Genomic DNA, 19,579 nt, shown 5'->3' with positions numbered 1-19,579 from the left:
GAAGACAACATCACTAGCGGCGTTCAACTAAGGTTGAATTAGGAGAAACGGGAACTAACATTTCTTTATGAAGCTGCTCCATAGATAACAAAGGTGACATATCCTCCAAAGGCATGGAAACCATTGAACCATTCGCTTGAGGGATAGCGGATACTTTTGGCCATAACGCTTCGTCTTTAATGATAGTGACATCACAAAGAATCGGGCCAGGATGATTGAGCACATAGTGAATTTTTTCATCCAGTTCGCTAGCATCACTTATTCGAACAGCATCTAGATCAATTGCTTCAGCCAGTTTAACCAAATCCGGTATCAATAAACCGGCTTCTTGTCCTGTCGCAACATAGCGTTCATCAAAATAATTGCGCTGAGTATTTCGAATGGAGGCATAGCCATTATTGTTCATCACAAACATTCGAATAGGCAGGTTGAGTGACTTCAAGGTACTTAGTTCTTGCAGATTGAGCTGCAAGCTTCCGTCACCTTCTACCGAGACAACGGGCTTTCTGCCTGAGGCCAGACAACCACCAATCGCCGCGGGCAAACCATAGCCCATCGAGCCTAAACCCGAGGTGAGAAAAATACGTTGGCCGGGTTTATTCACAAAGGTAGAGTAGAAGACTTCCACTGCCAGCCCTGAGCTGCCAGTAATAATAAGCTCATTGGCTTTAGTGAGAGCAGATAAACGATCGATAAAATGATAATGACTAATTTCACCTTGCTCTGGAAATATTTCACCATCACAGCGTGGATAGCGTTGTTTCCAATCGGCTATTTTATTAATCCAATCCGAATAGTCAGTTTTAAGCTCTGGTAGTTCAGTATTCAGTTGTTCGATAAAAGTTTTGGCATTGCCCTGAATCAATCTTGCTTTTGGCAACTGATGTTTTTTTAATTCAGACGCGTCAATATCGACAATCACTTTGTCGGCATATTGGGCAAAATTTTGCGGATTGTGCGCGGTGACCACATTATCCAAACGGGCACCAATACTAATTAACAAATCACAATTCTGGGCGGCAAAGTTTGCCGGTCTGAGTGCCACAGAACCGGGACGGCCGGCACATAATGGATGTTCGTATGGAATCAGATCCAGTGAATTCCAGGTCGTTAATACCGGAATACCGGTTTTCTCATAGAGCTGTTTGAATGCTTCAGCCGCACCTGATAGACGGATACCATGACCTGCTAGAATAATAGGACGCTCTGCCTGCTGAATGAGTTGAATAACTTCATCCAGCTCAAGTGAACAGTCTGACTCAGTGTCTGTATTCGATTCATCACGGGCTAGCTCTTCCGGCTCAATTAAACTGGCTTGTACATCCAAAGGCACATCCAGCCAGACAGGGCCTTTTCGTCCTGCCATCGCTTCATGTAGAGCCTTATCAAGATAAAGGCCAATGTTCTCAGGCTCATCAACGGTGATGGCATATTTGGTAATGGGTTTAACCATCGACACGATGTCAACTTCCTGAGGCCCCATTTGCCTTACACCACTGTCGGCTTTCATATCAGCCCGTTTCACCTGCCCTGAGATTATCAACAAAGGCACAGACTCAATCCAGGCACCCGCTACAGCAGTCAACGCATTGGTCGCACCCGGCCCGGTAGTAACTAACGCCACTCCAAGTGTTTCATTCACACGAGAGTAGGCTTCAGCAGCTATTGCTGCAGCTTGTTCATGATGGGTAGGAATAAATGTGATATCAGGATTTTGTCCGAGTGCGTCCACCAAATGCATAGCCCCACCGCCCGGCAATAAAAAAACCTCTTTAACGCCTGATTCGGCAACTCGGGCAAAAATATAATCAGCAACGCGTTGTTGGCTCATGCCCACTCCATAGTTAGCCAGTCAGCACGAAAGATCAGATTCGTTTTGCGGCGACTGTTTTGATTAATGGTTTTATCATCGTAATAAGAATCATCGGTATAGTGTGTCGTCGACAATTCTTCAAATATCGCCCCGGTTTCACTACTGAAAGCATGTTTAACTCCGCGTTCAACGGTGACCATTTCGCCGGCTTTGATGGTTCCTTGTTCATCACCCAACTGCAGTTGCAGTTCGCCACTCAACACATTGAAGGTTTCTTCTTTTTTATGATGAGCATGCACAGGATGATTTTGTCCCGGCAATAACACCAGAATCTTTTTACAGTACTCACGATTAACCACATCAATAATGGTCGCACCTGTTTCTTCGAACTTCTCAATGCCATAGTGATGCGATAACTGGCAGTTCACGCCATCAGCAATAGCAATGCCGGCGTCACGTAATAAAGCACACACTTTAGATAGTGAAGCTGAAACCATGTCACGGGTATCGGTGATTTCTAACTGCTCGAGTAATAAAGGTTCATTAGCCTTTACTGCCGCTTTTAACTCAAACTGTTTATATTTGGATAAGTCGTTGGCTAATAATTGACCGGGTTGACTTGGAATCGCCAAGTAAAAATCTTCTGTTTGCAATGCTTTGCCAGCAGTGAGGTCTTGTTTAGCAAACACCGCTCGGCGTAATGAGTTCAGTGTGGTTAATTCTGTCTCTGTCACCGCCACACGCTCTCCCTCAAGACCAAGCATGGCATAAGCTTCTTGCGCTGAGAGTAACCATTGTCTGACTTGTTCAGGGTTCGCTGAATAAGCATTGAGCTCACCTACCCCAACATGCTTTTCAAATAGCTGTGCGCCCATGGCGACGGCCATTTTCACGGCTTCTGTCTCATTTGGGTCTTCATGGGTTGAATAGCCGACGGTCACCTCAGGAAATCGTTGTTTTAATAGACTAATTTGACCCAACTGTAAATTTTGTCTTGGCGTTGGATACTCGCCAACACAGTGCATCACCGCTAATTGTTTGTGGCGATGTAAAAAAAACTGAACGACATTTTCAATCTCTTCCATCGTGGCACCGGCTGTAGACATCACCAATGGCAAAGAGGATTGGGCAATGCGCTCTAGTAACGGCCAGTCTGTCAAAGAGCAGGATGCGATTTTTAATATGTCGAAACCATGTCGCTCAATCCAATCAACAGAATCTTCATCAAAAGGCGTACACATGGAAATAAAACCGGCATCATCAATAGCTTGTTTTAGTTCTAGTAACTGGGTTTCATCCAGCTCCGTATCACGAAACCGTTTAACATATTTAATATCTTGTCTGTCGCGATAATCGGGATGAATAAAGGTTTTCAGGTTACGGTACTGCAGTTTAAAGGCAAACTGGAAAGGGAAATCATCACACACCTGTTTCATCTGCTGAATGACTTGTTTGCCATGGGCTAAATCACCTTGGTGATTGTTGGCCATTTCCAGTACGAATAACTTTTGATACATCGTTGTTTTGTCAGTCATCGCTCACACTTTGAAATAAGATTGGATGGTATCGATCATGTAATCAATCATCTCATCAGACAGCCCAGGGAATACGCCGATCCATAAAGAATCATTCATGACCTGATCGGTGACCGTTAATTCTCCAACTTTACGATAGCTTTGCTGTTCAAAATAAGGTTGTTTGATGAGATTACCGCCAAATACTAATCGATTGGCGATTTTGTGTTGTTCAAGATACTGAATAAAGTCAGCTCGATTACCCTGCTTTAAAGTAATAGCAAAACCAAACCAAGACGGATCAGCATTGTTCTCTGCTTCAGGCAGTAGCAAATAATCCTTTAGCGAAGACAAGCCTGTGTACAGACGTTGGAAGTTGGCTTTTCTTTTCTCAATAAACCCTGTGACTTTAGCTAACTGTGACAAGCCCACAGCGGCCTGCATATCAGAAATTTTCAGATTATAACCAAGATGAGAATAGGTATATTTATGGTCATAACCACAGGGCAACTGCCCTAGTTGATAACTAAAGCGCTTTTTGCATGTATTGTCCTGGCCTGGCTCACAAAAACAGTCTCTGCCCCAGTCACGGAATGACTCCAAAATCAGTTTCAGTTGGCCATTATTGGTATAAACAGCTCCACCCTCTCCCATCGTAATATGATGAGCCGGATAAAAACTTAAGGTAGCAATATCACCAAAGGTACCGACATGTCGGGGCTCATTTATGGCGATGGGCTGACCACGATAATCTGTTAATTCTACAGAAGGTGCATAGGTGGTCCCCAGAGCATCACAACAGTCTTCGATTAACCAAAGGTTGTGTTGACGTGCAAAACGCACAACAGCATCAATATTGAACGTATTTCCTAATGTATGAGCCATCATAATGGCTCGGGTTTTATCAGATAACGCCGCCTCAAGCTGACTGACATCAATATTGTAGGAAGGCAAGGTAATATCAACAAAAACCGGCACTAAACCATTTTGTAAAATAGGATTCACTGTCGTCGGGAAACCCGCCGCCACAGTAATCACTTCATCGCCTTTTTGTAATGCTTTATCACCTAACTTAGGTGAAGTCAGTGCAGTTAATGCCAACAAGTTGGCTGATGAACCGGAGTTCACTGTCAGCACATGTTTGACACCAATAAATTCAGCAAGCGCTTTTTCAAACTGGGCATTAAAACGACCGGTAGTCAGCCAGCCATCCAATGAGGCATCAACCAGATGCTCAATATCATTTGAATCCATGACCTTGCCAGACACTGGAACAGCAGTGCTTCCAGGCAAAAAGTCTTTGTGCAGAAATTTAGTTTGACTGTAACGTTTTACCTGACGTTGCACCAATGCCCGCAAAAGTCTTTCGAGATTTAATGTTGAAATTTTACCCTGATGGCTAGCCACATCAAGTGAACCGACAAAGATCGGAAAACGTAAGTCCAAATATTGAGCTGAACCATTAACACTATCATCGTCAAAAACAAATATATCAAGGTCTGAGACATCATCGGTAAATGCCAGTATTTCATAACATTCAATAGTGGCATTTTCTATAGCCACCACAACACATAACGTGGGTGACATTCCCGCTTTATTAACGACACAAATATCGCCAATAGTTAAGGCGATCGATGAAGATTCAGTGTGAGGTGTATGTAATGGATTCATGCTTTGAATAACTGAGGTTTGGCCGCCTGAACAAATTGCTGAATCTGTTGCAAACTGAATTCACGCATCTCTTTTCCGGAATAAAAGGCATCATACCAGTCAAACGTTTTTGATAAAGCGTCATCGATTCGCCAGACAGGTTGCCATCCCAGTTTTTGTCGTGCTTTAGAACAATCCAGCATGAGTATATTGGCTTCATGATGTTCATTCTGTGACGGACTATACCATTCAAAGCTGGACCACTTTTTCTGTGCTTGTTCAACAAGATAATGGACCGGTTTAATATCTTCCTGTACCGGACCAAAGTTCCAGGCTTCTGCCACATCGACGCCGCTTTCACACAATTGCTGTGCCAATTGCAGATACCCTGATAATGGCTCTAAAACATGCTGCCAAGGACGAATCGCGGCGGGATGCCGGATTTCTAATGGCTGTGTGTTTTGTTTTGCCTTAATCAAATCTGGCAATAATCGATAGTCAGACCAGTCACCACCGCCAATGACATTACCTGCACGTGCCGTTGCAATGGCCGTTTTATTATCGGCAAAAAAGGATTTACGGTATGAATCCGTGACCAGCTCTGCACAGCCTTTACTATTACTGTATGGATCATGCCCACCCAGTCGGTCGTTTTCACGATAAGGCCATGACCACTCATAATTTTCGTAACATTTATCAGAGGTGACGATCACCACAGCTTTCACAGAAGGACAATGTCGTACTGCTTCCAGAACATTAACTGTGCCCATCACATTCGTCTGATAGGTATTTACGGGGTCATCATAGGAAGGTTTAACCAATGATTGTGCAGCCAGATGAAAGACAATGTCTGGCTGTAATGTCTTGATGGTCACAGATAAAGTAGCCAGATCGCTGATATCGGCAACTATCGAATCCAACTCGTCATCTAGAGCAAGTGAGTCATACATGGAAGGATTTGTCGCCGGAGCTAAAGCATAACCCGTGACGTTAGCCCCCAATTCATTCAACCATAGACTGAGCCAACATCCTTTAAACCCAGTATGCCCGGTAACCAGAACAGATTTTCCTTGCCAGAAAGAGGGAGCAATCACCAGACTTTCCATGGTGCCTGACCTGACTGCCAGAGTTGTTCAAGGTGTTGCTTATCACGAAGCGTGTCCATGGGTTGCCAGAAACCAGTATGTTTGAACACTGATAGTTGCTGTTCTTTTACCAACTGCTCCATTGGGCTTGACTCCCAACTTGTATGGTCACCTTCGATGTAATCAATGACTTTGGGTGATAAAACAAAAAAACCACCACTGACCATACCATTGTCACCTTTCGGTTTTTCCTGAAACTTGATGACCTGATCATTTTCAATATCAAGAGCACCAAACTTTGCTTGAGGATAGGCTGCCGTGACAGTGGCTAGTCTCCCCTGCTCTTGATGAAAACGAATAGAATTCTTGATGTTGACGTTACTGACACCATCACCATAAGTCAGACAAAAGGCCTCATCCTCACTGACGTATTCAGCAATACGCTTGATACGACCACCGGTCATACTATCATCACCAGTGTCAACCAACGTCACTTTCCATGGCTCGGCGTGGGCTTCATGTACATGCATTTTATTATTTTGCATATCAAAGGTGACGTCCGACATATGCAAAAAGTAATTCGCAAAATACTCTTTAATCAAATAGCCCTTGTAACCGCAACAGATAATAAAATCATTCACACCATGATGTGAATAGATTTTCATAATATGCCAGAGAATAGGTTTACCACCTATTTCTATCATTGGTTTTGGCTTATTTATAGACTCTTCGCTAATTCGAGTACCTAAGCCACCAGCCAGAATCACTGCCTTCATATTTTATAACTGACAATAGTTAGAGTTATGTCAGTGTTTCATAAAAAGTTAAACAGGGACAGTCCTTGCACTTTGACATAGGCTTGTTGAGCCGCTTGTAAGCCGGTCGTTTGCGAGTTTAAACGTGAAATGGCTTCCGCATAATCCAAGTCTTTTAATTTAGTCAGACTGGTTTCAAGGCTGGTCAGACTGTCTTCATTAATGCTGCGTTGCTGGTCAATAGAATTGATTCGAGCGCCAACAGCGGTTCTTGCTGTAGTTAATGAATCAATGGCTGTCGACATATTATCTAAGAATTCACCATTATTAGGTGCTGTACCGATAGTATTAGCTTTTAGCGCGGTTGAAAATTCATCGATCGTCTGAAAAATGGCTTGTGTTGAACTATCAGCGTTAGTGATAACAAATAGCTCATCTCCGGGAAAAGTTGCTTCGACTGAGTAATCACTTCCTACACGCATACTGCGTTGACCGCTATCGCCACCATAGGCAAATGTTGTGGTATCGAATGCTTGTGTGAAAGATTGATAACCAGAAAATAAAAACTCGCCGTTAGCATCGGTCGTGTTCGCGAGACTGACCAACGATTTATTCAACTCATCAATTTCTTCCGCAATACCTGTTCTGGCATTAGCATCATTGGTATCGTTCAGCGCCTGAACTGCGAGTTCGCGAATCCGTTGAATAATATCCGTCGCACTGGTTAAGGCATTTTCAGCCGCATTGAGCTTATTGTTCGCCACATCTGCATTCGCCTGATACTGCTCATTAATGCTGACTTCACGCTCATAATTGAGTGACTTTACCGCGGCTACCGGGTCATCAGAGGGCCTTAGAATTCGCTGGCCGGTGGAGACTTGTAACTGTGTATCTGCCAACTGTTTCTGCTGGGCAAGCATGGTGTCCACACTTTGCTGTTGAATATAGGATGTCGAAATTCTCATGATAATCTCCTAAACAGCATTAATCAGCGAATCAAAAATCGTGTTGGACACGATAATAATCTGAGAAGCAGCCTGATAGGCTTGCTGGAACTTGATGAGCTGTGCAGCTTCTTCATCCAGATTAACTCCACCAACCGCATCAAAGCGCTGTTCTGTTTGTTGTAACAACGCAAGTTGTGTTTCCTGACTGGCTTCCGCTTGCTGTGTACGTGTGGCCACATCTGAAACCAACACGGCATAACCTTCTGATAGCGAACGAGTCACACCAGGCGCGATAGTGACTAATGTTTTATCTGTCTCTAAGTTAGCCAAGGCTAATGCGTTTTCATTATTACCTGAGCCAGAAATATTCACAGTGCCTGTTGCCGCATCAAACTTTGATGAGGCGGCAATGGCACGAGGATCGCTTATTGCCACTGAAATAGTGGCGGCGGTAATATTTGCCGGATCAAAGAAGTCGCCGCCATCATTACCATCTAAATCAACCGATCCCTGCCCACCATTGGCAATATTGGTTGTATTGTTATGGACAGCATTAAAGCCTTCCACCACCGCTTGAGCCAACACATCAAGTTCAGCCCTGACATCATCGATAATCGTGTCACGAAACTCCAAAGCTCCGCCTAAGGTGCCTCCTGATAATTGACTGGTGATATTAGTACTGCTATCACCATAGCCAATGCCTAATCTTGGTGGGGTCGTGGAGGTATCGGTCACCGTAGTCAGAGTCATACTTTTCGTACCAGCGACTAAGGCTTGCCCATTACCAATCAAAATATTTGTCGTACCATTCGACTGTTCGATCACATTCACTGAGACGATCTCTGAAAGATCCGTAATCAGTTTGTCACGCTTATCCATCAGATCATTTGGCGTACCACCAGCACCACTAGCGGCAGTGATCGCAGCATTTAGCTCGGCAATACTTTTCGATAAATTATTGATGTCATCTACAGCAACAGTAATATCGTAATCCACTTGCTCATCCAGCTGAGTCAGCTGTGAATCCATGGTATTAAAACGATTCGCTAGCAACTCACCACGAGTCAGCATTAATTGTCTGGCAGCAATCGATGTCGGATCGTTTGCTACCTCATTCACCGCATTGAAGAATTGACTGATACCTGTACTCAAGCCCAAGTCTTCTGAGCCAAGCAGATCATCCACCTGTTGAGAATAACTGAGATAGCTTCTCTGGGCGGCTTCCTGCGCTGTATAAGTTCTGACCTGACTCGCGAGAAACGTGTCATATACGCGTTCGACGGACGTTATCTGAACACCCGTACCAAAATAGATATCCCCTTTATAATCAGGCGTACGTGTCGCTTGGTCAGCACGCTGGCGTGTGTAACCCTCAGTATTAACATTACTAATGTTATGACTGGTCGTCGATAAATTACCTTGGGCCGTTAATAATGCCGATGTCCCAATCCCTAGCAGACTCATGGCATGCTCCTTAACTCGTCAGCGTGATTATGCATGGTCTGACTCCAGCGAAATTCGTGCCAGAATGTCACTATTCATAATACGTTTAATTTTGTCGGAATAATTAGGGTCGGTTGCAAAGCCGGCTTTTTGCAATTGTTCAACAAAGGCATCAGCATTACCCGTGTGTTTTAATGCATCACGGTAGCGAGGCTGAGTTTGCAGAAACTCAATATAGTCATTGAAACTATCCTGATATGACTCATAAGAGCGGAACTGAGACGCTTCGTTATAAGCCTTACCATCACGATATTCGAGTGCCACTTTACTGACACTATCACCAGTCCAACTTTTACCAGCCTTGATATTGAAGAGATTGAAACTTGTTTCTCCAGCCTTATCTTTGAGAACATACTTGCCCCAGCCTGTTTCTAAAGCGGCTTGAGATAAAATTACCTCAGGTGCAACACCAATTTTATCTGCAGCCTGTTGTGCATATGGCCAGAGTGTTTTTACAAAATCTTGAGGTGAGTCAAAGACCACGGCACCAATATCTTTCAATTCTGTTGTCGAATCTGTGTCGATGTTTTCAGCGTGAATATCACGTATCTGCTTTAACATCAGCTCGTTTACTTTTTTAGCAAGAGCAGGTCTTATCGTTACTGTGTCGTAACTATAGCTCTGGCCCGTTTTGGCTGGCTGAGCTGACTGGAGCTGATAACTCCCCAACTGTTGGATAATTGCTTCCTGTAGTCCGAGCCCACCACGCGTAGATAGATCAGAAGCAAGTTGTTGGTCGGCCATATCCTGATACATTTTGCTTTGGGATGAGTCAAATACCCCGTCACCTAGACTTGCCTGACGCATCGACTTCAGCATCATATTGATAAATAATGACTCAAACTGACCAGCAACCTGCTTCAAGGTTTGCTGACTATCAACATCTTTTACCGCTTGTTCACGTAGTTGATTCAAACCATGAAAATCAACCGCTGAACGGGCAATATTCGACTCATAAGCCATAACTAAATAACCACTAAGTCAGCCTTAAGTGCCCCGGCCTGCTTCAATGCTTCAAGGATAGCCACTAAGTCACCAGGCGCCGCGCCAACCTGATTCACCGCACGTACAATTTCATCCAGCGATACACCCGGATTAAAGACAAACATCCGGCTATTTTCTTCAGTAATATTAATATTGTAGTTAGGTGTTACGACAGTCTGTCCTTGCGAAAAAGGTTCTGGCTGACTGACTTCTGGGTTAGCAGAGATAGTGACCGATAAATTACCATGCGTTACAGCAGCAGGGCTCACCCGCACATGCTGCCCGATGACAATCGTGCCACTACGTGAGTTCACCACAACTCTGGCAGGTGCTTCACCTGGATTCAACTCTAAATTCTCGATTAAGGACATAAATGGAACACGCTGATTAGGATCGCGCGGCGCGTTCACTTTGACCGAAGACGCATCCATCGAAAACGCCGTATTTTTGCCTAATGTATGGTTAATGGCATCACTTAATCGACTGGCCGTGGTGAAATCGGGACTGTGTAGATTCAGAATAATAGAATCCCCCACATTCAATGCATTTCTGACTGCTCGCTCAACCGTCGCACCGTTAGGTACCCGACCCGCACTCGGAATATTGACCGTTAACCGTGAGCCATCAGCAGCATCAGCACCAAAGCCACCAACAATCAGATTACCTTGTGCCATAGCATAGATTTGTCCATCAGCCCCTTTTAATGGGGTCATTAATAAACTGCCACCACGAAGACTCTTGGCATCACCCAATGAAGAAACAGTAATATCAATGGTTTGACCGGGCTTAACAAACGGCGGTAAATCGGCATGTACAGACACGGCCGCCACGTTTTTACTTTTAGGGTCAGTGCCCGGTGGGATATTAATACCCATCTCCACTAACATGTTTCTTAGGCTTTGTCCGGTGAACTTTGTCTTATCGCCCGTGCCATTGAGACCCACCACCAATCCATAACCAATTAATTGGTTACTACGCACGCCAGCAATGGAGGCCAGATCTTTAACCCGTTCGGCGCAGGCAAGGCCTGAACTCACTAATAATGCGAATGCAATAAATACTCTGAACTTCATAACTTTTACCCTTTAAAAAGGCATCAATGCGCTAACAAAGAATCGACTTAACCAGCCCATCACATTGGCATCATTAGTCGGGCCATCCCCCACATAAGAAATCTGAGCATCGGCAATGCGAATAGACGAAATAGAATTATCTGCCTCGATATCTCTTGGACTAATCATCCCTGACAAACGTATGTATTCATTACCTTGATTTATGGTAATCACTCGCTCACCTCGAATGACCATGTTGCCATTGGGTAATACTTCAACCACCGATACACTAATATTGCCGGTCAATTTATTATTCTGATCACTATCGCCGGCACCTTTAAATTTACTGGTTGAATTTACGCCAAAGGCTAAATTGTTGTCTTTTGTATTAGCTAACGGTAGTTGGCCGGGGAGATTAAATTGTGGTGTTGTTCCAAACAAGGTTGGATTATCAATTGAATTGTTATTCGACTTATCGACCGTTGTTTCTGTCTCTTTCTCAGCGTCAGTTTTTTCTTCTAGTTTCACTGTCAAAATATCGCCTACGCGTCTCGCACGATAATCTTCAAACAGGGAAATATTATTGCGTGCGTCAAAAATGGCACCGTCATAATTATCTTGTGGCTCAATCGGAGCTGGACGTACCGCAGCAAAGGCAGGGTCTCGTTTAACCTCATTGTTGTAGCAGCCGGTTAACATTGCCACAGCAATAAACACTAAAAATGGGGCAATTGTCTTCATTTTGACACTCCGAAAAAATACGTACTTCACCTAGAAAGTGAAGCAGAGTTCATGCCAAAAAAAATGAAAAACCAAGAAGGTGAAAAAGAAAAGGGCTACTTGGTGGGGGACAACAAGTAGCCCGAAGCTATGACTAAAGGTTCTGACTGGCGTACTGCAGCATTTGATCAGATGTAGAAATGGCTTTTGAATTCATTTCATACGCACGCTGAGTTTCAATCATATTGATCAGCTCTGTTACTACATTAACATTCGATGTTTCCAGAGCTCCGCCAACGGTCTGACCAAAACCATCCAACCCAGGTGTACCGGTAATGGGGGTGCCACTTGCTCCGGTTTCCTGAAACAAATTTTCACCTATTGGTTGCAAACCCGTCGGATTCACAAAGTCGGCTAACTCAATATTGCCGACAATCGTTGGTGTCGCCGTACCAGGCTGAGTCACACTTACCGTACCATCAGACCCTACCGTAATACTTTGTGCATCTGCTGGAATCGTAATAGCTGGCTCTAAGGGGTTACCATTCGACATCACAACCTGACCATCAGAGTTAAGTTGAAACGTACCATCACGTGTATAAGACAGCGTTCCATCTGGCATTAAAATCTGAAAAAAGCCTCGGCCATTAATGGCAATGTCCAATGCTTGTTCAGTTTGGATAATATTACCTTGAGTATGTAATTTTTCCGTCGCAACCGTTCTGACACCTGTACCAATCATCAAGCCTGATGGCAGTTGTGTACTTGTTGAAGATTGTGCCCCTGGCTGTCTTATTGTTTGATATAACAAATCTTCAAACACCGCTCGGTCTTGTTTAAACCCGGTTGTATTAACGTTAGCCAGATTATTGGAAATAACTGACATACGTGTTTGCTGGGCATCTAGGCCAGTTTTGGCAATCCACAAAGCCTGATTCATAATCGTCTCCTGAAGTCTTATGCAATCGTCGTGTTAACGCTAATTGCCTAAGTACTTATCTGCATTAAACGTGCCGATGCTGCACTATTTTCTTGTGTTGTATCCATCATTTTGACTTGCATTTCATACTGTCTCTGCAACTCGATCATATTCACCAGAGCGCCTACCGCATTGACATTACTGCCCTCTAAAGTACCGGAGGCAACTGTGACTGTCGCATCTAATGGTGCTTCAGAACCATCCTGCATCCGCATAAGGCCATCTGAATCCTTAAACACTTGTTGCAAATCTGGTTTGACTAATTTAATCCGGTCTAATACGGCAAGAGCATTTGCCGCTTCCCCTATGGGGCGGATAGAAATCGTTCCATCACTGCCGATATCAATTGTTTGGGATGGGGGAATAGCTATCGGCCCACCCTCACCCATCACGGCAAGTCCGGTACCTGTCACCAACTGTCCAGCTTCAGTAACATGTAAATCACCGGCGCGGGTATATCCTTCACGTCCGTCTTTACCTTGCACAGCAATGAAACCTTCGCCTTGAACAGAAATATCCAGATCGCGACCGGTAGATTGAATAGAACCGGTTTGATAATCGGTTTGTGGTCGCTCCAACATCGAATAAACACGGCTAGGTAAACCTTCGCCAAATACCGGCATACTTCTGAATTGTTCAAAGTCCGCCCGAAAACCAGTGGTATTCACATTTGCCAAATTATTGGCGTTAGCTGCTTGGGCCAACATAGTCTGTTGAGCCCCGTTCATAGCGATATATAAGCTACGGTCCATTATTTCTGCCCTCAATGCGCTGTCAGAGACAGCGCACTTTTAAAGAAAAACGTTATCGCAGGTTGATAATGGTCTGAGTAATGGCGTTATTTGTCTCGATCGCTTTTGAGTTAGCCTGGAAGTTACGTTGTGCAGTAATCAGTCCCACTAGCTCAGCCGTCAAATCGACATTGGATGTTTCTAATGCACCCGCCTGAATTTGACCAAAACTACCTGTTGCAGCTTCTCCTGCAATGACCGGGCCAGAATCTGTGGTTTCTTTCCAGGCAGTACTACCAATTTTATTCAGCGCCTGAGGATTAGCAAAGTTGCCCATAGCAATTTTCCCGATAGGGATCGCTTGACCATTACTATAGTTAGCTCTGATTAAGCCTTCTTCACTCACATCCACCCCAGTCAGACGACCAGTTGGGAAACCATTAACAGTGAGAGCCCCCACATTAAAACTGCCAGAGTTCTGGGTTGAGCCGTTAAGCGATAGTGTAATTGTTTGCGTTTCGGCACCACTCATCCACTCAGTCGCCCCACCATCAGTGAACGTGAGAGCAATGGGATCAATACCTGCAGTACTTGGATCAGCATCAACCTGATTCAATGTACCATCAGCATTAAAACTAATACGGGCATCTGTTTCTAGAGCGTAGGGAACCCCATCCGTACCACCTTTGACTTCACCACCATCAACGTAAACAGCCATTTGCCATTGGTTATCACCTACAGGGACACCGCCATCTAATGCCGCTTCATCGATATGCTGGTAATAGGTAGTCACGATATGTTCATTACCGAGTGAATCATAAATTGTTGCTGAGGTTGTATAACTGTAGGTTGTATCGTCGGTTGGGTCGATGGCCAAAATCCCCCCAGTACCACTATCAATAATCCCATCAGATGTAGAGGGTAAATTGGTGGCAATTTTCAACTCTGTAGTCGCTTCAGGCGCACCAACAGAAGCCGGTAATTGAATAGGCGATGTCGCATTCATACTGGTTGCTGAAATGTTGCCTTGCTCATCCACAGGGAAAGTTCTTAGATACCAACCTTCATTTGAGACAATATATCCGTCTTTATCAACACCGAACTCACCTGCCCGAGTGTAAATAACCTCACCACTGTCCAGTTCGGGAGCTAAGGCAAAAAAGCCTTGTCCACTTATCGCCAAATCTAACGAATTATCCGTGAACTCAAGATTGCCTTGGTTAAACTGCTGAGCCACATTTTGTAATACGGCACCACTACCAATCGCTGTTTGATTGGTTGAGCCAAAGGCTGAAACGGCAAAAACGTCACCAAACTCTGCACGAGACATCTTAAAGCCGGTCGTGTTGACGTTAGCAATATTGTTGGATTTGACGTTTAGATCGGCTGTTGCCGCATTCAAACCACTTAAAGCTGTGCTAAATGACATAAGATATTCTCCTAAAGAATTTCAACAACTTCACTAAATGACGCCGAACCAATTCCGGCCAGATTCACTATCAACCCATCGGTCGAACTGATTGAAACACTCGACACCTGAGCCAAAACGCCGGTAGCAAAAGCTGTATTAGAGCCATCAACCGTACCTGAGGCTTTAAACTGATAAACACCTTCCGGCAAAGCTTCACCATTATCATCAAAACCATCCCAGGTGAAATCGGTATAACCTGAGGCTGCGCCCATGTCGATAGTGCGTACTACAACACCCGCCTCGTCATAAATTTTCACTTTCAAATCTGTAACAGGATCGGCAACATTTATCCGACCGGATAAACCATCTGTTGCTGTTAAGTTACCTATTGATGAGGGGATTAGCACTGTTCGCCCAACTAATGAGGATCCCTGCAATGCCTGATTAGATTGCATCGAATTGGCAAAAGTAGAAAAAGAATCCTGCAAGTCAGATAAGCCTGTTACCTGAGCAAAAGACGCTATTTGCCCAAGAAAATCACCATTTTCCATGGGATTCATCGGATCCTGATACTTTAACTGCGTTGTCATCAGGGACATAAAATCTTCCATCCCCAGTGTGCCAGCATCTTTATTTTTTTCTTCTGTTGAACTAGTCGAGTTCAAGAATGCATACGGGTTGTTATCGTTAATTCCGCTCACAGCCATCTCTCACCCCTCCTTATTGCCCTAACTGTAATGTTCTTAACAGCAATTGTTTTGAGGTATTCGCGATTTCAACGTTGTTTTGATAGGAACGTGACGCGGACATCATATTTGCCATTTCGGTAATCGGATCCACATTTGAGTGGAAAATATAGCCATCTTCATTTGCCATTGGGTGGCTCGGGTTATATTCCTGCCTGACAGGAGCCTGACTTTCGACAATGCCCTGAACTTGAACAGCGCCCTGCTTATAACCTTCTTGAGCATTATCCAACACGGTTGCAAACACAGGTTGTCTGGCTTTATACGTCTGATTAATGCTACTGCTGACACTATCGACGTTGGCGAGATTACTTGCCGTTGTATTCAGACGTAGAGACTGAGCACTCATACCGCTTCCGGCAATATCAAAAATATTAAATAACGACATAGTGCCTATTCTCCTTTCAGTGCCCGTGTCAGCGAGTTGAACTTACCACCCAAAAATTGCAGGCTGGCCTGATACTGAACAGCATTCTGCATAAATTGTGCCTGCTCCACTTCTTCATCGACACTATTGCCATCTAAAGAATCCTGTGTTGCTACCCGGTATTGAATCGGTCCCATCAAACCATTAGATTCCGGGTTTGTGGAATAGTGTTTTTGATTAGTCGTGTTTAATTGACCAGGCGCTGAACCGGTCATAGCATTATTCAAAGCTTCCCTAAAATCAATATCTTGGGCTTTATAATTAGGCGTATCGGCATTGGCCATATTGGTGGCAAGTAGCTCAGCACGCTGTGAACGCACACGTAATGCATCAGCATGAATTCCAATTGCACTATCAAAATTAATCGGCATTTATACGCCTCCATCCTCATTTACAATTGTCATTGAGCATTTAACGTGCCAACTAAACTAACTGTATGAATTGCCGATAAGTCACCATGAGTTCGGCAATGTAGCGGTCGAAATTAGCGGCAAAGATTTCCCCCTATTGCCGCCTTGTTGTTACACTAAAAACGACGATATGACTGGTATTCACAGTTTTTTTTCAAATATGAGACGAGCCCCACAAAGTCTATTGATTGAAACTTGACTGAGAAAATAAATAAGGCTAAAACCGATCCCATGGAGAGGGCTGAATAAAGTGGTAAAAGACAAATTTAATCAAGGATTTACTCTAGTTGAATTGATGGTAACTCTCGCGGTCGCCGCCATCATATTAGCTATTGCTGCGCCGAGTTTTTCACAGATGATTCGAGACCACCGCCTTATCACCACAGCAAATGACTTTATGGGCACCATGCAACTGGCACGCAGCGAAGCCATCAGAAGAGGCATCCAAGTCACCATGCTACCTGTTATCAATGGTGACTGGAGTAGTGGCTGGAATGTTTTTACTGACTGGGATGCTAATGAGTCGCTGGGAGATGTTGGGGCCGTTTGTGCAGAGAATCAAGACTGCTTTCTTTCCCAACAAAATGCCTTGGACAATGTTACGTCAGTCACTGCCGGAAATACAGGCAGTGGATTTCGGTTTATGCCGACAGGTGAAATTCTATCCACACTAGGTTTCCCAAATGGCAATATCACTTTTTGCTCGACAGGCAGCAATGAAAGAATTATTACCGTGAACCAGTCAGGTAGTAGCAGAATTTCTATCGGGAATGTTTGCCCATGATGAGACGTCAACAAACCGGCTTTACCTTACTGGAAGTTATGGTGGCAGTATTTGTCTTAGCTATAGGTTTACTTGGTATGGCACATTTACAAGTCACCACCCTCAAGGCCAACTCAACCGCAGGCCTCAAAACCCAAGCTAATATTCTTGCTGGCAGCATACTAGAGCGCATGAAAGCCAATACCACGGCAGCCTATGCAAAAAACTATGACATCCTTTTTAATGGGGCAACGCCAGCTGGCAATAGTGTTTCTGATACGGATGTTCGAGAATGGCGAGCGGCTTTAGCAGCCTATCTTCCTGCAGGTGAAGGACAAATTGTGTGTGGCAACTTTCTTGTGAACCAGCCCTTCATTTGTACGATCACGGTGAGATGGTCAGATATTCAAATTGGTGATGAGAATACTAATTATGGTGACTATGCGACCTCGACAATGGTTCTGGAAAGTGCGATATGAATAAAGAAAAAGGGTTTTCTCTCGTCGAATTGATGGTGGCACTCGTCATAGGCCTTTTACTGATTGCTGGGGTAATAGAGTTATTCGTTAGTACGCGTCAAACCTATCGTGTACAAGATATGAAAGCGCGCATGCAAGAAGATGGACGCTATGCAATTCATCACATTTCATCGCTTTTAGACCGCGCCGGTTACGTCGGTTGTAACTCTATCCCTACAGGGAATAGAGGGGCTACAGGAAGAAATTCAGGGGGTACAGGTAGAAGCCTAGTCAATAATCTGAACACGGCAAATAATTATTTCTGGGACATAGGTGGTGCCCCAGTCTTAGGCCACGAAGCAGATAACAACGGTGGCTGGTCTCCCGCATTACCTGCTGGAATCAATCAAGCGATAGCAGGTAGTGATGTATTTACCTTACGTACAGTGAGCAATGTCTTTATTGAAGTGAGTCATTTCGATAGCAGTTTAGGCCCCTCTGCTCCGGTTAAAATTCCACAGAATAATCCTCTGGATGACTGCGATCCGGCGACAGAAGCAAAGCCTGGTGAGTGTGCTAACATCGTGATTGCTTCTGACTGCAATAATAGCGTGATTTTTCAGGTGACCAATGATCCCTCAGTAGACGGCAATCTTCAACATGAAACAGGTATCGGTACACCTGGAAATAGTAGAGTTGACTTGGGACTATCTGGCCTAAGTCAGGGCTGGTTAAATACCATCACTACACATACTTTTTTTATTCGAAATGGCCCCAGTAATTACCCTTCTCTTTATCAGATGGTGCTGGGAAAAAATCCAGATGTACTTATCGAAGGTGTTGAACAGATGCAGGTGGAGTATGGTGTCGATACCAGCAATAACGGTAGTGTAGACCAATATGTCAAAGCAAATGCAGTGGCTGACTGGGAGCAGATTATCAGTGTTCGCATATCCTTAGTCATGATCAATATTGACCCTCAACAAAATGATAATGTGGCATTAGGGGATGGCACCTATACCCTCGAGGGCAATGTCATCACCCCAGATGACGGCAGGTTGAGGCAAGTCTTTACCAAAACAATAACGCTCAGGAACCGTATATTATGAAAACTCAACAATCAGGTGCGGCCTTGATTGTCAGTCTCATTATGCTGTTATTGCTGACCATGATAGGAATCTTTGCCATGCGTACAGGTGTCATGGAAGAAAAAATGGCATCTAATCAAATTGACAGAGATATAGCGTTTAAAGCAGCTGAAGTGGCGTTACGAGCTGGTGAAGGTACCGTCTTAAACTGGGTTAATCTGCCAATTTGTTCCGATACTGGTGCCCCCGGGTGTTGGACCAAACAATCAATGGATCCTGTCGGCACAGATGCGACCCCTTGGTGGCTTCAACGTAACGCCGCCTGGTGGACTGCAAATGGCACAGCCGCCACCCAACCACAAGGTGCTGTCAGCCCACCACGTTATGTCATTGAAGAAATTATAAAACCCGGAAATAGTAACGGTAATAAGCCTCGAGACCAGCAACAAGGTGGTGCTAAGTTCTACCGCGTTACTGCCCGCGGTGTGGGTGGCTCAGTGCAATCCGTGGTCCTTTTACAGTCTGTCGTTCGTATGAGGTAAA

At 44.4% G+C, this 19,579-nt stretch carries 20 protein-coding genes; 4 read left to right on the top strand and 16 right to left on the bottom strand.

Annotated features, from left to right (window positions below):
- Nucleotides 1-13: 13 nt before the first annotated feature.
- From B2248_RS02845 to flgB, 16 genes are all read right to left on the bottom strand, one after another.
- Nucleotides 14-1,831: a thiamine pyrophosphate-binding protein gene (locus B2248_RS02845; RefSeq protein WP_273178886.1), complete on the bottom strand. Its 1,818-nt coding sequence runs from the start codon at nucleotides 1,829-1,831 to the stop codon at nucleotides 14-16.
- Nucleotides 1,828-3,348, bottom strand: a complete 1,521-nt coding sequence (locus B2248_RS02840; RefSeq protein ID WP_273178888.1) for an N-acetylneuraminate synthase family protein — start codon at nucleotides 3,346-3,348, stop codon at nucleotides 1,828-1,830. Before B2248_RS02840 ends, B2248_RS02845 begins: the two co-directional genes overlap by 4 nt.
- A 3-nt stretch (nucleotides 3,349-3,351) precedes the next feature.
- Nucleotides 3,352-4,998 carry a lipopolysaccharide biosynthesis protein RfbH gene (gene rfbH / locus B2248_RS02835; protein ID WP_273178891.1) on the bottom strand — a complete coding sequence of 549 codons (1,647 nt, stop codon included), beginning with the start codon at nucleotides 4,996-4,998 and terminating at the stop codon, nucleotides 3,352-3,354.
- The gene (gene rfbG, locus B2248_RS02830; RefSeq protein WP_273178893.1) at nucleotides 4,995-6,083 is read right to left on the bottom strand and encodes a CDP-glucose 4,6-dehydratase; all 1,089 of its coding nucleotides are present in this window, start codon (nucleotides 6,081-6,083) and stop codon (nucleotides 4,995-4,997) included. The genes rfbH and rfbG overlap by 4 nt, the downstream gene beginning before the upstream one ends.
- Nucleotides 6,068-6,838, bottom strand: coding sequence for a glucose-1-phosphate cytidylyltransferase (rfbF, locus tag B2248_RS02825; RefSeq protein ID WP_273178894.1), 771 nt, complete (start codon nucleotides 6,836-6,838; stop codon nucleotides 6,068-6,070). The genes rfbG and rfbF overlap by 16 nt, the downstream gene beginning before the upstream one ends.
- 38 nt (nucleotides 6,839-6,876) lie before the next feature.
- Nucleotides 6,877-7,782, bottom strand: coding sequence for a flagellar hook-associated protein FlgL (flgL, locus tag B2248_RS02820; protein ID WP_273178896.1), 906 nt, complete (start codon nucleotides 7,780-7,782; stop codon nucleotides 6,877-6,879).
- A 9-nt stretch (nucleotides 7,783-7,791) separates the two neighbouring features.
- Complete coding sequence (gene flgK / locus B2248_RS02815; protein ID WP_007144595.1) at nucleotides 7,792-9,228, bottom strand: flagellar hook-associated protein FlgK; 1,437 nt, start codon at nucleotides 9,226-9,228, stop codon at nucleotides 7,792-7,794.
- Nucleotides 9,229-9,255: 27 nt separating this feature from the next.
- Nucleotides 9,256-10,230, bottom strand: coding sequence for a flagellar assembly peptidoglycan hydrolase FlgJ (gene flgJ / locus B2248_RS02810; RefSeq protein WP_273178898.1), 975 nt, complete (start codon nucleotides 10,228-10,230; stop codon nucleotides 9,256-9,258).
- 2 nt (nucleotides 10,231-10,232) lie between these two features.
- Entirely contained in the window at nucleotides 10,233-11,324 is a 1,092-nt protein-coding gene (locus B2248_RS02805; RefSeq protein ID WP_007144593.1) for a flagellar basal body P-ring protein FlgI, read from the bottom strand.
- 12 nt (nucleotides 11,325-11,336) lie between these two features.
- A complete protein-coding gene (locus B2248_RS02800; protein WP_007144592.1) occupies nucleotides 11,337-12,044 on the bottom strand; it encodes a flagellar basal body L-ring protein FlgH in 708 nt (235 codons plus the stop codon).
- Nucleotides 12,045-12,177: 133 nt separating this feature from the next.
- Nucleotides 12,178-12,963, bottom strand: coding sequence for a flagellar basal-body rod protein FlgG (gene flgG / locus B2248_RS02795; RefSeq protein ID WP_007144591.1), 786 nt, complete (start codon nucleotides 12,961-12,963; stop codon nucleotides 12,178-12,180).
- A gap of 47 nt (nucleotides 12,964-13,010) precedes the next feature.
- On the bottom strand, nucleotides 13,011-13,754 hold the full coding sequence (gene flgF, locus B2248_RS02790) for a flagellar basal-body rod protein FlgF (RefSeq protein ID WP_273178901.1): 744 nt from the start codon (nucleotides 13,752-13,754) through the stop codon (nucleotides 13,011-13,013).
- 52 nt (nucleotides 13,755-13,806) lie between these two features.
- A complete protein-coding gene (flgE, locus tag B2248_RS02785; protein WP_007144589.1) occupies nucleotides 13,807-15,162 on the bottom strand; it encodes a flagellar hook protein FlgE in 1,356 nt (451 codons plus the stop codon).
- Between the two features lie 11 nt (nucleotides 15,163-15,173).
- On the bottom strand, nucleotides 15,174-15,851 hold the full coding sequence (locus tag B2248_RS02780; protein ID WP_273178902.1) for a flagellar hook assembly protein FlgD: 678 nt from the start codon (nucleotides 15,849-15,851) through the stop codon (nucleotides 15,174-15,176).
- Between the two features lie 13 nt (nucleotides 15,852-15,864).
- On the bottom strand, nucleotides 15,865-16,278 hold the full coding sequence (gene flgC, locus B2248_RS02775) for a flagellar basal body rod protein FlgC (RefSeq protein WP_007144587.1): 414 nt from the start codon (nucleotides 16,276-16,278) through the stop codon (nucleotides 15,865-15,867).
- A gap of 5 nt (nucleotides 16,279-16,283) precedes the next feature.
- Nucleotides 16,284-16,688, bottom strand: a complete 405-nt coding sequence (flgB, locus tag B2248_RS02770) for a flagellar basal body rod protein FlgB (protein ID WP_007144586.1) — start codon at nucleotides 16,686-16,688, stop codon at nucleotides 16,284-16,286.
- Between the two features lie 289 nt (nucleotides 16,689-16,977).
- Between flgB and B2248_RS02765 the strand changes: the two genes are divergently transcribed.
- Genes B2248_RS02765 through B2248_RS02750 form a run of 4 tightly spaced genes read left to right on the top strand, consistent with a single transcriptional unit; the run spans nucleotide 16,978 to nucleotide 19,578 of the window.
- Nucleotides 16,978-17,511, top strand: coding sequence for a GspH/FimT family pseudopilin (locus B2248_RS02765; protein WP_273178906.1), 534 nt, complete (start codon nucleotides 16,978-16,980; stop codon nucleotides 17,509-17,511).
- Nucleotides 17,508-17,969, top strand: coding sequence for a type IV pilus modification protein PilV (gene pilV, locus B2248_RS02760; protein WP_007144583.1), 462 nt, complete (start codon nucleotides 17,508-17,510; stop codon nucleotides 17,967-17,969). The genes B2248_RS02765 and pilV overlap by 4 nt, the downstream gene beginning before the upstream one ends.
- Nucleotides 17,966-19,057, top strand: a complete 1,092-nt coding sequence (locus tag B2248_RS02755; RefSeq protein WP_273178908.1) for a PilW family protein — start codon at nucleotides 17,966-17,968, stop codon at nucleotides 19,055-19,057. The genes pilV and B2248_RS02755 overlap by 4 nt, the downstream gene beginning before the upstream one ends.
- The gene (locus tag B2248_RS02750) at nucleotides 19,054-19,578 is read left to right on the top strand and encodes a pilus assembly PilX family protein (protein ID WP_007144581.1); all 525 of its coding nucleotides are present in this window, start codon (nucleotides 19,054-19,056) and stop codon (nucleotides 19,576-19,578) included. Before B2248_RS02755 ends, B2248_RS02750 begins: the two co-directional genes overlap by 4 nt.
- Nucleotide 19,579: the final 1 nt, after the last annotated feature.

This window comes from Methylophaga sp. UBA2012 (genome assembly GCF_002335235.1).
In the GTDB taxonomy this organism is placed as follows: Bacteria; Pseudomonadota; Gammaproteobacteria; order Nitrosococcales; family Methylophagaceae; genus Methylophaga; species Methylophaga thalassica.
This window is presented reverse-complemented; position numbering and strand designations above follow the sequence as displayed.

Bases quoted from the DNA above. Each gene is read 5' to 3' on its own strand.
- B2248_RS02845 (WP_273178886.1), bottom strand. From the start codon at position 1,831: ATGAGCCAACAACGCGTTGCTGATTATATTTTTGCCCGAGTTGCCGAA.
- B2248_RS02840 (WP_273178888.1), bottom strand. From the start codon at position 3,348: ATGACTGACAAAACAACGATGTATCAAAAGTTATTCGTACTGGAAATG.
- rfbH (WP_273178891.1), bottom strand. From the start codon at position 4,998: ATGAATCCATTACATACACCTCACACTGAATCTTCATCGATCGCCTTA.
- rfbG (WP_273178893.1), bottom strand. From the start codon at position 6,083: ATGGAAAGTCTGGTGATTGCTCCCTCTTTCTGGCAAGGAAAATCTGTT.
- rfbF (WP_273178894.1), bottom strand. From the start codon at position 6,838: ATGAAGGCAGTGATTCTGGCTGGTGGCTTAGGTACTCGAATTAGCGAA.
- flgL (WP_273178896.1), bottom strand. From the start codon at position 7,782: ATGAGAATTTCGACATCCTATATTCAACAGCAAAGTGTGGACACCATG.
- flgK (WP_007144595.1), bottom strand. From the start codon at position 9,228: ATGAGTCTGCTAGGGATTGGGACATCGGCATTATTAACGGCCCAAGGT.
- flgJ (WP_273178898.1), bottom strand. From the start codon at position 10,230: ATGGCTTATGAGTCGAATATTGCCCGTTCAGCGGTTGATTTTCATGGT.
- B2248_RS02805 (WP_007144593.1), bottom strand. From the start codon at position 11,324: ATGAAGTTCAGAGTATTTATTGCATTCGCATTATTAGTGAGTTCAGGC.
- B2248_RS02800 (WP_007144592.1), bottom strand. From the start codon at position 12,044: ATGAAGACAATTGCCCCATTTTTAGTGTTTATTGCTGTGGCAATGTTA.
- flgG (WP_007144591.1), bottom strand. From the start codon at position 12,963: ATGAATCAGGCTTTGTGGATTGCCAAAACTGGCCTAGATGCCCAGCAA.
- flgF (WP_273178901.1), bottom strand. From the start codon at position 13,754: ATGGACCGTAGCTTATATATCGCTATGAACGGGGCTCAACAGACTATG.
- flgE (WP_007144589.1), bottom strand. From the start codon at position 15,162: ATGTCATTTAGCACAGCTTTAAGTGGTTTGAATGCGGCAACAGCCGAT.
- B2248_RS02780 (WP_273178902.1), bottom strand. From the start codon at position 15,851: ATGGCTGTGAGCGGAATTAACGATAACAACCCGTATGCATTCTTGAAC.
- flgC (WP_007144587.1), bottom strand. From the start codon at position 16,278: ATGTCGTTATTTAATATTTTTGATATTGCCGGAAGCGGTATGAGTGCT.
- flgB (WP_007144586.1), bottom strand. From the start codon at position 16,688: ATGCCGATTAATTTTGATAGTGCAATTGGAATTCATGCTGATGCATTA.
- pilV (WP_007144583.1), top strand. From the start codon at position 17,508: ATGATGAGACGTCAACAAACCGGCTTTACCTTACTGGAAGTTATGGTG.
- B2248_RS02755 (WP_273178908.1), top strand. From the start codon at position 17,966: ATGAATAAAGAAAAAGGGTTTTCTCTCGTCGAATTGATGGTGGCACTC.
- B2248_RS02750 (WP_007144581.1), top strand. From the start codon at position 19,054: ATGAAAACTCAACAATCAGGTGCGGCCTTGATTGTCAGTCTCATTATG.